The sequence below is a fragment of the Pseudomonas corni genome (genome assembly GCF_057128765.1).
This window is the reverse complement of the sequence record NZ_JBSKHW010000023.1, coordinates 16,191-29,656: the sequence shown is the minus strand read 5'-3', so window position 1 is coordinate 29,656 and position 13,466 is coordinate 16,191. Positions and strand designations below refer to the sequence as shown.

Annotated in this window: 12 protein-coding genes; 2 read left to right on the top strand and 10 right to left on the bottom strand. The window is 58.3% G+C overall.

Features of this window, described 5'->3' with window-relative positions; all coding sequences use genetic code 11:
- Window positions 1-33 precede the first annotated feature (33 nt).
- From panC to dksA, 9 genes are all read right to left on the bottom strand, one after another.
- A complete protein-coding gene (panC, locus tag ACWKV9_RS26470; RefSeq protein ID WP_483839063.1) occupies window positions 34-885 on the bottom strand; it encodes a pantoate--beta-alanine ligase in 852 nt (283 codons plus the stop codon).
- The gene (gene panB, locus ACWKV9_RS26465) at window positions 882-1,682 is read right to left on the bottom strand and encodes a 3-methyl-2-oxobutanoate hydroxymethyltransferase (RefSeq protein WP_483839062.1); all 801 of its coding nucleotides are present in this window, start codon (window positions 1,680-1,682) and stop codon (window positions 882-884) included. Before panB ends, panC begins: the two co-directional genes overlap by 4 nt.
- Before the next feature lie 335 nt (window positions 1,683-2,017).
- Window positions 2,018-2,497, bottom strand: coding sequence for a 2-amino-4-hydroxy-6-hydroxymethyldihydropteridine diphosphokinase (folK, locus tag ACWKV9_RS26460; RefSeq protein WP_483839104.1), 480 nt, complete (start codon window positions 2,495-2,497; stop codon window positions 2,018-2,020).
- 14 nt (window positions 2,498-2,511) lie between these two features.
- Window positions 2,512-3,918: a polynucleotide adenylyltransferase PcnB gene (gene pcnB / locus ACWKV9_RS26455; RefSeq protein WP_483839061.1), complete on the bottom strand. Its 1,407-nt coding sequence runs from the start codon at window positions 3,916-3,918 to the stop codon at window positions 2,512-2,514.
- 735 nt (window positions 3,919-4,653) lie between these two features.
- Window positions 4,654-6,090, bottom strand: a complete 1,437-nt coding sequence (locus tag ACWKV9_RS26450; RefSeq protein ID WP_483839060.1) for a sigma-54-dependent transcriptional regulator — start codon at window positions 6,088-6,090, stop codon at window positions 4,654-4,656.
- Window positions 6,091-6,112: 22 nt separating this feature from the next.
- The gene (locus ACWKV9_RS26445; protein ID WP_483839059.1) at window positions 6,113-9,067 is read right to left on the bottom strand and encodes a sensor histidine kinase; all 2,955 of its coding nucleotides are present in this window, start codon (window positions 9,065-9,067) and stop codon (window positions 6,113-6,115) included.
- Complete coding sequence (locus tag ACWKV9_RS26440) at window positions 9,051-9,227, bottom strand: hypothetical protein (RefSeq protein ID WP_002552060.1); 177 nt, start codon at window positions 9,225-9,227, stop codon at window positions 9,051-9,053. Before ACWKV9_RS26440 ends, ACWKV9_RS26445 begins: the two co-directional genes overlap by 17 nt.
- 126 nt (window positions 9,228-9,353) lie before the next feature.
- A complete protein-coding gene (gluQRS, locus tag ACWKV9_RS26435) occupies window positions 9,354-10,241 on the bottom strand; it encodes a tRNA glutamyl-Q(34) synthetase GluQRS (protein ID WP_483839058.1) in 888 nt (295 codons plus the stop codon).
- 157 nt (window positions 10,242-10,398) lie between these two features.
- The gene (gene dksA, locus ACWKV9_RS26430) at window positions 10,399-10,842 is read right to left on the bottom strand and encodes an RNA polymerase-binding protein DksA (RefSeq protein ID WP_483839057.1); all 444 of its coding nucleotides are present in this window, start codon (window positions 10,840-10,842) and stop codon (window positions 10,399-10,401) included.
- A gap of 344 nt (window positions 10,843-11,186) precedes the next feature.
- Between dksA and ACWKV9_RS26425 the strand changes: the two genes are divergently transcribed.
- Complete coding sequence (locus ACWKV9_RS26425; RefSeq protein WP_483839056.1) at window positions 11,187-12,359, top strand: pyridoxal phosphate-dependent aminotransferase; 1,173 nt, start codon at window positions 11,187-11,189, stop codon at window positions 12,357-12,359.
- A complete protein-coding gene (sfsA, locus tag ACWKV9_RS26420) occupies window positions 12,359-13,102 on the top strand; it encodes a DNA/RNA nuclease SfsA (protein ID WP_483839055.1) in 744 nt (247 codons plus the stop codon). The genes ACWKV9_RS26425 and sfsA overlap by 1 nt, the downstream gene beginning before the upstream one ends.
- Here the strand turns inward: sfsA and ACWKV9_RS26415 are convergent.
- Window positions 13,080-13,409: a Rieske (2Fe-2S) protein gene (locus ACWKV9_RS26415; protein WP_483839103.1), complete on the bottom strand. Its 330-nt coding sequence runs from the start codon at window positions 13,407-13,409 to the stop codon at window positions 13,080-13,082. The two genes, sfsA and ACWKV9_RS26415, sit on opposite strands and share 23 nt — an antisense overlap.
- Window positions 13,410-13,466: the final 57 nt, after the last annotated feature.

The window sequence follows — 13,466 nt, the reverse complement described above, 5'->3', positions numbered from 1 at the left end:
TGCGAGCTGAAACTGAGGCTTGAGCATAGATATTTATTCGCGATTGAGATGCAGGTTATCGATCAGGCGTGTGGTGCCCAAGAAGGCTGCGCCAAGAACAACCAGATCGCGATCCTCCGCCGTGGCAGGTCGCAGCGTCACGGCCTGACGGATTTCCAGGTAATCAGGCCGGAACCCTGCGGCCTCCAGATCACGTTTGCCGCTAACCAGTAACTGCTCAAAGTTGCTGTCACCGCTGCGTACCGCGTCGGCTATCACATTGATCACCCGGTAGAGCGCAGGGGCCGCAGCACGCTGGGTTTCGTTCAAGTAGCCGTTGCGCGATGACAGCGCGAGGCCATCTGCAGCCCGAACGGTAGGCTCGCCAATGATCTGGATCGGCATGTTCAAGTCACGCACCAGCGCGCTGACTACGGCCAGTTGCTGGAAATCTTTCTGGCCGAACACCGCGATGTCTGGCTGGACCATGTTGAAAAGCTTGCTGACCACCGTTGAAACACCGTCGAAGTGCCCAGGGCGACTGCCACCGCACAGGCCCTCGGACACCACTGGCACTCGGACGATGGTCTGATCGGCCATACCGTGGGGGTACATTTCCTCTACGGTCGGTGTGAACAATAGATGACAACCGGCTTGCAGGAGTTTTTCCTGATCGGCAGCCAATGTGCGGGGGTAGCTGGCAAGATCTTCGTTGGGGCCGAACTGCAGTGGATTGACGAAGATGCTGGCGACCACGAAGTCGGCCCGTTGAGCAGCTTTCGTCACCAGCGCAATATGGCCGCTGTGCAGATTGCCCATGGTGGGGACCAGCGCGATGCGTTTGCCTTCAGAGCGGGCGCGGGCGAGGGCAGCACGCAGATCACGAACGGCTTTTACTGTATTCATGCCGAAAATCCGTGTTCGGTGGCTGGAAAACTCACGTCTTTGACGGCGGCGACATAGGACTGGATCGCTGACTGAATGTCGGGCTGGCCGGTCATAAAGTTCTTCACGAACTTGGGCACGCGGCCCGTGATCGACAAGCCGAGCATGTCGTGCAGCACCAATACCTGGCCGTCGGTGCCGCTGCCGGCACCGATGCCAATCACCGGAATCTTCACCGCGTGGGTGATTTCCACAGCCAGCTCACTTGGCACGCACTCCAGCAGAATCATCGCCGCGCCTGCTTGTTCCAATGCTATGGCGTCAGCGCGCATCTGCCGCGCCTGCGACTCCAGCCGACCCTGCACTTTATAGCCGCCAAGCACGTTGACCGATTGCGGCGTCAGGCCCATGTGCGCGCACACCGGAATACCGCGCTCAGCCAGCAAACGAATAGGCTCTGCCAGCCAGACCGCACCTTCTACCTTGACCATGTGCGCACCGGCCTGCATGAGCGCAGCGCTGTTGGCGAATGTCTGCTCAAGCGTGGCGTAGGCCATGAAAGGAAGGTCGGCGAGAATCAGTGCGCCATGATTGCCACGTTTGACGCAGGCAACGTGGTAAGCCATATCGGCGTTGGTCACCGGCAGCGTGCTGTCGTGGCCCTGGAGGACCATGCCCAGCGAGTCGCCGACCAGCAACACTTCTACGCCAGCCTGGCTGGCGGCATGGGCGAAGGTCGCGTCATAGCAGGTCAGCATGGTGATTTTTTCACCTTTGTGCTTGAGGGCCTGCAGGGACGTAACGGTGATATCTGGCATCAAAAAGTCCTCATTCAGGCGCTGTGAACACGACGGCAAGCTACGCGTGATTCATGCTGAAAAAGCAGGCACATCGTCGTTTCGCGATGTTTGCAAAGGCCTGTTTCGCGCCTTTTGGCCGGTAGTCCGGCTTTGGGACGCTTATCTTCGTGAGGAGGGGGCGGGAAGTCAATTCCGGGTGTTACCGGTTTTGTCTGGATGTTACCGGGAAGGTAGCAGCGGGCGGTGTGCCCCTGTGAATTGTAGGGGCGCGCTTGCCCGCGATACCGTTCGCCAATTCGACATTGGCGGCGCAGGCGTATCCGCAATCGCGGGCAAGCGCGCTCCTACAGGCACTAGGCCGGTAATCGCTCCAGGCCTTCGAAGGGGCAATCGGCGAGCAGGTGATTCAATTCTCGACCATCGGCCAACACCGATCCAGGCGCCAGCTCCGCCAGCGGGTACAACACGAAGGCGCGCGCTTGCATGTGGTAATGCGGGACTTTCAGACGGGGTTCGTCGATTACGCGATCACCAAAAACCAGAATATCGAGGTCCAGCGTACGCGGGCCCCAGCGTTCGTGACGCTCGCGGCCCTGATCGTTTTCGATGGCTTGCAACGCGTCCAGCAGCGTCAGCGGCTCCAGGGATGTGTCCAGACCGGCCACCGCGTTGGTGTAACGCGGCTGACCGGGGAGCAACGAATCACTGACGTAAAAAGAAGACACGCCCGACAGGCTTGTGTCAGGCAGTTGCGCCAGCGACTTGATCGCTTCGCGCAACTGCTCGGCGGGCTCGGCCAGATTGCTGCCCAGGCCGATGTACACACGTTCCATGCTCAAGACCTAAATCATTCGCCCGAAGCGCTGGAGGCATCGGCGCCCGTGCGCTTGCGTTTCGCGCCACTGCTGCGGCGACGTTTGCGCGGACCCTGGCCGGTTTCAGACTTGCTGCCCAGGTCGCGAATCATGTCGCGACGGCCGCTGTCGTTGGCTTCCTGATACTCAGTCCACCAGTCGCCCAGGCCATCGGTCTCTTCGCCTGCGGATTCGCGCAACAGCAAGAAATCGTAACCGGCCCGGAAACGCGGATTGTCCAGCAGCAGGTCCGCACGCTTGCCGGAGCGGCGCGGTAGACGCTCCTGCATGTCCCAGATCTCGCGGATCGGCATGGTGAAGCGTTTTGGAATGGCGATGCGCTGGCATTGTTCGGCGATCAATTCGTGCGCAGCTTCCTGCATGGCTGGAATCGGCGGCATGCCTTTCTCCTGCAGGCGCAGGACGCGAGCGGGCAGGGCAGGCCACAACAGCGCGGCAAACAGGAACGCCGGCGTCACTGGCTTGTTCTGCTTGATGCGCAGGTCGGTGTTGGCCAGGGCGTCGCTGATCAGCGTGTGGGTGTAGGTCGGGTTGTATTCCAACGCTTTGTTGCTGGCGGGGAACAGCGGCTCGAACAATTCGAGATCGACGAGCATTTCAAAGGTGGCCTCGGCGTATCCCGACAGGAACAGCTTCAGGACTTCTTCGAACAGTCGCGCGGAGGGGATATCTCGCAGCATCGGCGCAAGTGGACGAATCGGCGTGGCGCTGTGTTTTTCAATGCCGAAATCCAGCTTGGCGGCGAAACGCACGGCTCGCAGCATGCGCACCGGGTCTTCTTTATAGCGCTGCTGCGGATCGCCAATCAGCCGAATCAGACGATTACGGATGTCATGCACGCCGTTGGCGAAGTCCAGCACTCGTTCAGTGACCGGATCGTAATACAGCGCGTTGATGGTGAAGTCGCGACGTTGCGCGTCCTCTTCCAGCGTGCCGTAAACGTTGTCACGCAGGATACGGCCGCTCTCGTTGCGAGAGGACTGATTGCTGTCCTCCTCTTCATCATCTTGGGGATGATTAGCGCGGAAAGTAGCGACTTCGATGATTTCACGACCAAAATGGATGTGAACCAGCTTGAATCGACGGCCAATGATGCGGGCGTTACGGAATTCGGCGCGGACCTGCTCAGGCGTTGCGCTTGTGGCAACGTCAAAGTCTTTGGGTTCGATATTCAGCATCAGGTCGCGAACGCAGCCGCCAACCAGATAGGCCTGATAGCCGGCAGTTTGCAAACGCTCGACAATGTTCACGGCGTAGCGACTGAATTGATTGCGCTGCAACGAATGCTGACTGCTGCTGAGCACTTCAGGCGTTGTACGCACGTGTTGCTGCGGTTTGCGCAGAGGGGAACGGAATGACTGGAACAGCTTCTTCAGCATGGGATGCACTGTTTGAAGGGATATTCGGCCAATTTCAAAGAATGACCGCATGATGGGCGGGGATTCTAGCATTTAGTCGGGGGATGGTGTAGGAGGCTGCGAAAAGCAGCTGGTTAAGCGGAATGTGGGGATTTGCAGCGTTTTGTTCTGGAAGCTACTGGGGGAGCCGAAGCTCCCCCAAAGTATGTGCTCTTATTCTTATTGTCTGTTGGGCTTTTTGTTTTTGTTGAGTGCCCAATTCACGGCTTTCGCCTGTGAAACCTCCCAATCGGGAGTCAAGAGCAAACGGATTGCTTTGGTCGCTGTGTAGCAATGATCAATCGATCCAACCAGTTCAGGCTCTACCTAAGGGTAGTTTTTGTTGTTCTCGGCCTGGTCGCGGGACAAGTCCCAAATGCAACGCCTCTCCAAAAGAATCAGTTAGCTGCGCCTCCGCCGTCTTGTTTTTATTATGCGTGAGTCGATTCATCTTGTTTTTATTGTGTTGTTTTGCTGGTAACTGGTTTTTGTTGTTCTTGTACGAGTAGATATAGCAGGACCTGTGCCAACTTCCTGGAAATACGCTACAGCCCATGAAATGCAGGGGTGTGGCAAATTGACGCTATTTTCGATGGCCAAAAAAAAGCCGGGGGTTCGTTACCGTACGCCCCGGCTCTTGTTACGTCCCGGTGCCCCGGTAACAGTTTTTTACATAGGCCGGGAGACCGCGTGCCAGAGCCTCCCGTCGGTATCACTTTATGTTTCGCTGGCAACACCCGTTTTACGACGGGGAATACCCAGTCGCTGACGACGCTCCCACAGACACTTGCGGCTGACGCCTAATTTGCGCGCCAGTTCGGTCTCGGTCATGTGATCTTGATGCTCAAGTACGAAGTGCTGGAAATAGTCTTCCAGGGAAAGGTCTTCAGTGGGCTCGTGCGCGGTTGGGCTGGCGGACGCCTGTTGGGGCGCCAGGCCTATGAATTCCTCAACATCTATGTCGCTAAGCTCAATATCGATACCCAGCAGATCGGCAGAAATGTCCGGGCTTTCGCACAAGATAACCGCGCGCTCGACGGCGTTTTCCAGCTCACGAACGTTACCCGGCCAGGAATAGTGACGAATCGCCTGCTCGGCGTCCGGCGCGAATTTCAGATCGGTACGACCGATCTTCGCGCTTTGTCTGGCAAGAAACGCGTGGGCGATTTCGTTAACGTCCGGCCCACGCTCACGCAGCGCTGGCAATTTAAGGGCGATCACGTGCAAGCGGTAGTAAAGGTCCTCACGGAACTGGCCAATTTTCGCCAGACCTTTGAGGTCTCGGTGGGTCGCTGCTATCAGACGCACATCGACTTTTTGAGACTGCACTGAACCCACGCGGCGAATTTCGCCTTCCTGAAGCACGCGCAGCAGCCGAGCCTGGGCTTCCAGCGGCAGTTCACCGATCTCGTCGAGAAACAATGTGCCGCCATCAGCCGCTTCCACCAGACCGGCACGACCAGCGCTGGCACCGGTGAACGCGCCTTTTTCGTGGCCGAACAGTTCAGATTCAATAAGGGTTTCCGGGATGGCCGCGCAGTTGACCGAAATCATCGGGGCTTTGGCTCGGCGGGACAGGTTGTGCAAGGCGCGTGCGACTAGCTCTTTGCCGGTGCCTGACTCGCCCTGAATGAGAACGTTGGAGTCAGTGGGCGCCACTTTACGGATCTTGCTGTAAAGGTCCTGCATCGGCGGGCAAGAACCGATGATGCCGATCTCACCGTTACTGTTGTCGACCCCCGACTTGTCGCCGCCGGGCAGCTTGGCAGTAGCAGCGCGTTCGGCCTGCATGCTGACGACGGTTTGCCGGTCGCGCAGGATTCGCGAAACCGCTTGCAGCATTTCGTCGTGGTCGAAGGGTTTGGCAATGTAGTCCACCGCGCCCATTTTCATCGAGTCCACGGCGGATCGCAGGCTGGCATAACTGGTCATGATCAGCACTGGTTTGCCCTGACCCAGCTTGATCAGCTCGGTACCCGGAGCTCCGGGCAAGCGCAGATCGCTGACGATGAGGTCGAAAGAGGGAATGCTGAATCGCTCCTGTGCCTCCTGCACCGAGCCAGCTTCGCTGACCTGGTATTGGTTACGTTCCAACAGGCGACGCAAGGCAGAGCGGATGATGGTTTCATCTTCGACGATCAAAATGTGAGGCATTGATTCGATTCTCTCGACGGTCTCAGTTCACGGCGGACGTCGCTTCGACATGTCGCGGTAGTGTCACCCGAATTCGGGTTCCGCGTTGATGCTCGGCGTCAGCCGGGCTGTCGATGGTGATTTGTCCATAATGCTCTTCAACGATGGAATAGACCAGTGCGAGGCCCAGCCCTGTCCCTTCGCCTGGATCCTTGGTGGTGAAGAACGGTTCGAACAAGCGGTCCATGATTGCTTTCGGAATTCCAGTGCCTTCATCTTCGACGATCAAATCGACCGTGTGTTCAGAGGCTTCGCTTTTGACGCGCACGGCGCTGCCCGCAGGTGAAGCGTCGCGCGCGTTGGACAGCAGGTTAATCAGCACCTGCGCCAGCCGTTGTGGGTCGCCATCGACCCAGTGTTCGGGGTTGCACAGGTTATAGAATTGCACTTCAAAATTGCGCCGATTGAGCGCCAACAGACCAATGGCATCCTGAGCGACCTCGGCCAGACACACCGCTTCGTCGTTGTGCTGATGCCCGCCCGCATGGGCAAAGCTCATCAGCGACTGGACGATGCGCGATACTCGCTTGGTCTGCTCGATGATCTGGCTGCTGATTTCAGTCAGCTCGCTGTCGTCCTCGCGTTCTTCGCGCAGATTTTGCGCCAGACACGCGATGCCGGTGATCGGGTTGCCAATCTCGTGGGCCACACCGGCGGCCAGACGGCCAATGCTGGCAAGACGCTCGGAATGCACCAGCTTGTCCTCCAGCATCTGGGTATCGGTCAAATCCTCGACCAACAACACCAATCCGGTATTACCAGGCGCCAAGGGCTCGTCGATTGCGGCTTTGTGCAGATTGAGCCAACGGGTTTGGCCATCCAGCCCCAGGCGTTGTTTGTGCAAGTGCTCGTCGGGGATGTTGATAAAGCCCATCAACAGCTCTTTCCACGGGTCTGCGATGGTCGCCAGTCGTGAGCCCACCACGCGTTGGGCGCCAATCCCTGTCAGCTCTTCCATGGCCTTGTTCCACATCAGAATCTCCTGATCCTTGGCCAGGGAGCACACACCCATCGGCAACTCTTGCAGCGTCTGACGATGGTAACGGCGTAACGCGTCGAGCTCGGCGGCAAGGCCAGTCAGCCGGGAGTGGTAGTCCTCGAGCCGGCTTTCGATGAAGTGGATGTCTTCGGTGACGTAGTTTTCGCTTCCAGACTTGTAGGGCAGGAAGGTCTCGACCATGTCTTGGGCCACGCTCGGCCCCATCAAACCGGACAGGTTCGCTTCGATCCGGTCACGCAGGCGGCGCAGCGCGTAGGGTCTGCGCTCGTCGAATGGCAGATACAAATCACGCAGGGCCTGCTCGACTTCTTTTTGCGCGGCTTTGGCGCCCAACGGCTTGGCCAATTGAGTCGCGAACTCCTGAGGCGACACAGCGTGCAGTTCCCGACGCTGTGGTCGGCGCACGTTGTCCACCGCGCACGCCTCGGCAGCACTGGCCTCTTCGGGGCTTGGATTGCTGAACAAAGAAATGAGGGTAAACACCAATACGTTGGCAGCCAAAGAGGCAATTGCCGCCATGTGCCAACTGGTGTCGTCCAGCACGTAAATCATGTTCAGCAGCGGGATATAGAAACCCTGGAGATTGCCAATCAGCGGCAATAGCATGCTGACGACCCACACCGCCATCCCGACCAGTAACCCGGCCATGAAGCCACGACGGTTGGCGGCGGGCCAGTACAGAACCGACAGCACCCCTGGCAAGAACTGCAAGGTCGCGACGAAGGCGACGATCCCGAGATTCGCCAGATTCTGCTGCGCCCCTAGCAGTAAGTAGAAGCCGTAGCCAGCCATGATGATCGCGACGATCAGTGCGCGGCGTGTCCATTTCAGCCAGCGATAGATATTGCCCTCGGCTGGCGGCTGATAAAGCGGGAGCACCAAGTGGTTGAGCGCCATGCCGGACAGCGCCAGGGTTGTGACGATGATCAGCCCGCTCGCCGCCGACAGTCCGCCGACATACGCCAGCAAAGCCAGAGCCTTGCTGTTGGCGGCGATACCGATGCCGAGGGTGAAATATTCCGGGCTGGTGGTGGCGCCGAGCTTCAGGCCTGCCCAAAGGATCAGGGGCACGGCCAGGCTCATCAGCAACAGAAACAACGGCAAACCCCAACTGGCGCTGACCAGCGCGCGCGGATTGAGGTTTTCGGTGAAGGTCATGTGATACATGTGCGGCATCACGATGGCTGAAGCGAAAAACACCAGCAGCAGCGTGCGCCATGGTCCCTCTTGCAGCGGCGTGTGCAGCGCGGCGAGGGCGCTCTGGTTCTGCAGTAACCACTGCTCTAGCTGTTGCGGTCCGTCGAATACGCCGTATAGCGCGTAAAGACCGATACCGCCGATAGCGACCAGTTTGATGACTGACTCGAACGCGATCGCGAACACCAGCCCTTCATGCTTCTCGCGGGTAGCAATGTGGCGCGAGCCGAAAAATATGGTGAATAAGGTGATCAGTGCGCAGAACGCCAGCGCTACACGGTTCTGAACTGGTTCGCGGGTCAGGATGCCGATTGAGTCAGCCACGGCCTGAATCTGCAGCGCCAATAAAGGCAGCACGCCGATGAGCATGAAGATGGTAGTCAGCGCGCCCGCCCACGTGCTGCGAAAGCGGAAGGCGAACAGATCGGCCAGCGACGAAAGTTGGTAGGTACGGGTAATTTTCAGGATGGGGTAGAGCAGCACTGGCGCGAGCAGGAAGGCGCCGGAAACCCCGAGGTAACTCGACAGGAAACCGTAGCCGTATTCGTAAGCCAGGCCGACGGTCCCGTAAAACGCCCAGGCACTGGCGTAAACACCCAGCGACAGGGTGTAAGTCAGTGGATGGCGAATGATCCAGCGTGGGATCAAACCCCGTTCGCTGATCCACGCCACGCTGAACAGCACAGACAGGTAGGCGGCACTGACCAGAATCATCTGGGTCAGGCTAAAGCTCATCGGCATCTCGTTGGCTCTGCAGGATAAACGTCACCACAATGAGAATCAGCCACAGCATGTAGGGCCTGTACCAGGCGCCTGTTGCGTCGATCCACCAGTCCATGATGGCCGGGGAGAAAAGGTAGATACCTACCACCAGAAGCAGGACCAATCGGTATATGTACATTTGGCCTCCTACCGTGAATGACCGAGCCTGGACAGCCCGAAGGTGCGGCATGGTAACGGATGCGGATCAGGCTGCAAGTGGCGTTTCGGCCACCTTCGCAGCGCAGTGTGGAGCAACCGCGCAGGGTCAGTCTATTCGGGCTTCTTCCAGGGTGCCGACACGGGGAATTAAATTGGCACTCCAGTGCTCGATGGCCCAGTCCAGTACTTCGCGCGGGGCGACGTATTTGAGTTCATCGGGGGCGGGTTGCCCCAACGCTCGCAACGCTCGAAGCAGCAACGGGGTTGCCTGATCGGCTGACAGCGGCGGGGACCGGTAGGATTTGCCCAACTTGTGACCGTCTGGCTGGGTGATCAGTGGTACGTGCAGATAACGCGGTTGAGGCAGACCAAGCAGTTCCTGCAGATAAAGCTGGCGCGGCGTGGAGTCGAGCAAGTCGGCGCCGCGGACGATGTCGGTCACTCCTTGCCAGCCATCGTCCAGCACCACCGCCAGTTGATATGCATACAAGCCGTCGCGCCGGCGAATCACGAAGTCACCGACGTCGCGCCCCAGATGTTGCCGAAACTCACCTTGCACTCGGTCAGTGAAACGGTATTCCAGCTCAGGGACGCGAATCCTGATCGCTGCGTTTTCCGGCGAGTGACCCGCATCCCGGCAGAAGCCCGGATAAATACCTGCGAAGTCTTCAAGTTGTTTGCGCGAGCAAGTGCAAGCGTACGCCAGGCCATAACTGAACCAACGATTGATGATGTCTTGATAGGCGTCGTGACGATCACTTTGTCGTACCAATTCACCTTCCCATTCGAAGCCGTAGGCTTCCAGTGTCTGGAGAATGGCGGACTGGGCGCCCGGTACTTCACGCGGTGGGTCGAGGTCTTCCATGCGCATCAGCCATTTCCCACCGACCGAACGCGCATCGAGGTAGGACGCGAGCGCTGCGACCAACGAGCCGAAATGCAGGTAACCGCTGGGGGTTGGCGCAAAGCGCCCTATATAAGAAGAGGGTTTCATGGGGCGATGGTACTGCACCGGAACTGAACTGTAGGAGCCAACTTGTTGGCGAGGCGATATCTGAAACGAAAAGCCTCGCGAACAAGTTCGTTCCTACAGAAGGCCAAACTAAAACAATAAAAGGCGCCGAAGCGCCTTTCATTAGAGAAAAATCAGATCACTTACCGACCTGTTTTTCCTTGATCTCAGCCAGTGTCTTGCAGTCGATACACAGATCGGCTGTAGGACGGGCTTCCAGACGGCGAACACCGATTTCAATACCGCAGGATTCGCACCAGCCATATTCTTCGTCGGTGATCAGCTGCAGGGTCTTGTCGATTTTCTTGATCAGCTTGCGTTCGCGATCGCGGGCACGCAGTTCGAGGCTAAATTCTTCTTCCTGACTGGCGCGATCCGCCGGGTCAGGGAAGTTGGCGGCTTCGTCCTGCATGTGGTGCATGGTCCGATCAACCTCTTGCATCAAATCCTGCTTCCACTTGTTCAGGATTTTGACGAAGTGTTTACGCATGGGCTCGCCCATGTATTCCTCACCCTTTGTTTCAACGTAGGGTTCGAAACCACTGATCAGTTGACTGCTTTTTTGCTTTTCTGGGGTGGGCATGAAGGGACCGCCTCTCACTCATCTATCCATTGCGCAGGAATATCATCCGTTGCCGACACCTGCCGGCCCTGCGGCTGCAAGCGGGCGAACTTACCAGATCAAATCGGAGCGCGCTACTCCCGGTTGTCGAGCGTGGCTCTACAGCGCGCCTGTGGCTATGACCACAGCACGGGCGAGTTGGTTTTAAATTAATGAAGTGGACTGAGTCTAGCTCTCGTCTGGTGCCAGCGTAGGATTTATCCTCGCTGAGCCAGCATCTGGCCATTGCCGTTTTTAAACCTGTATCGACGTGAGCGGTTGGGTAGAATCTCGCCGTTGCTCCAGCCCCTCTTAAAGGAAGAACAATGCCTCAGCCCTACAGTGCGCGCAGTCGCGCCATCGAACCCTTTCATGTCATGGCGCTGCTGGCGCGGGCCAATGAACTGCAGGCGGCGGGGCATGACGTCATCCATCTGGAAATCGGCGAACCGGACTTCACTACGGCCGAACCGATCATCAAGGCCGGTCAAGCTGCACTGGCCGCTGGCAAGACCCGCTACACCGCAGCCCGAGGTCTGCCGGAATTGCGCGAAGCCATCGCCGGATTTTATGACCAGCGTTATGGCATTAGCGTTGATCCAGAGCGAATTCTGATCACCCCGGGCGGTTCTGGCGCGCTACTGCTCGCCGCCAGTCTGTTGGTCGATCCGGGCAAGCACTGGCTGCTGGCCGACCCCGGTTACCCCTGTAATCGCCATTTTCTCCGGCTGGTGGAGGGCGCGGCGCAGCTAGTGCCCGTCGGTCCCGACGTGCGTTACCAGTTGACGCCGGATCTGGTGGCCCGACATTGGGATAAAGACAGTGTCGGTGCGCTGGTTGCTTCCCCTGCCAACCCTACCGGCACGCTGCTCCATCGCGAGGAACTCGCCGCTCTGTCTGCTTCACTCAAGGCGCGCAAAGGTCATTTGGTGGTGGACGAGATCTACCACGGCCTGACTTACGGCACCGATGCCGCCAGCGTTCTTGAAGTGGACGACGACGCGTTTGTCCTCAACAGTTTTTCCAAGTATTTCGGCATGACCGGCTGGCGGCTGGGTTGGCTGGTCGCGCCCGAAGACGCGATTAGTGAGCTGGAAAAGCTTGCCCAGAACCTCTACATCAGCGCGCCGAGCATGGCGCAAAGCGCCGCGTTGGCCTGCTTCGAGCCGCAAACCCTGGAGATTCTCGAAGCGCGTCGGGCTGAATTTGGCCGTCGTCGGGATTTTCTGCTGCCCGCTCTGCGCGAGCTGGGCTTCACAATCGCGGTTGAACCTGAAGGCGCGTTCTATCTGTATGCCGACATCAGCGCGTTCGGCGGTGATGCTTTCGCCTTCTGCAGGCACTTTCTTGAAACCGAGCATGTCGCGTTCACGCCAGGCCTGGATTTCGGGCGTTATCAGTCCGGACATCACGTGCGCTTTGCCTATACCCAAAGCCTGCCGCGCCTTCAGGAAGCGGTTGATCGCATTGCGCGTGGTTTGCGGAACTGGCAAGGCTGATGCGGTTTTCTCCAGAACTCGAAGAAGGTCGTCTGCTGATTCGTTACAAACGGTTTCTGGCCGACATCGAAACCGCTACCGGCGAACGCCTGACTATTCATTGTCCCAATACAGGCTCGATGTTCAATTGCATGATGCCGGGTGGACGCGTGTGGTTTAGCCGCTCCAACGATCCCAAGCGCAAGCTGCCGGGGACGTGGGAAATCAGCGAAACACCCCAGGGACGCTTCGCCTGCGTCAATACTGGCCGTGCGAACAAACTGGTGGAAGAAGCGTTGCTGGCAGGCGTGATCACCGAGCTGAACGGTTTCACCGCGCTCAAGCGTGAAGTGGCGTACGGCGTGGAAAACAGTCGGGTCGACTTTCGTCTGGATCATCCCGATGGCCCGCTATTTTTGGAGGTGAAGAGCGTCACCTTGGGCTTTGACGATTCGACAGTTGCAGCCTTCCCCGACGCCGTGACCCAGCGTGGCGCGAAGCACTTGCGCGAGCTGTCGGCATTGGCCAGAAACGGCGTTCGCGCGGTATTGCTCTATTGCGTCAATCTGACCGGCATCGACGCAGTACGTCCCGCCGAAGAAATAGACGCTGCCTACGCCAATGCGCTACGTGACGCCGTCGATGCGGGTGTTGAGGTGCTGGCGTATGGGGTACAACTGACGCCGGAAGAAGTACGAATCGACCGGCGTTTGAAGGTTCATCTGGACCGCGCGATAGCACTCAGTCCGCTGCGGGCGCAGTGACCCAAATGCCCTGAGCGTCTTCGCGACAGGCTAGGGCGGTCAGGGATTTTCCTTCGCAGGGCCCGGCGATGCATTCGCCGTCTTCGATCAAAAACAACGCACCGTGAGTGGCGCACTGAATCAGGCTGGCGCTGGTGTCCAGAAACTGGTCTGGCAACCACTCCAGGGCAACGCCTCGATGGGGGCAGCGGTTCTCGTAGATGAATACCTGCCCGCCACGTCGCACGGCCAGCAGTTGAATGCCAGCTATTTGGAAACCGCGGCTTTGCCCTTCAGGAACATGGCATCCTTCACACAGAAATCTCAGGCGGGTCTCCTAGACGCTTGAAGCGTGAATGCTAATAATTATCAAACGGGACTGGCG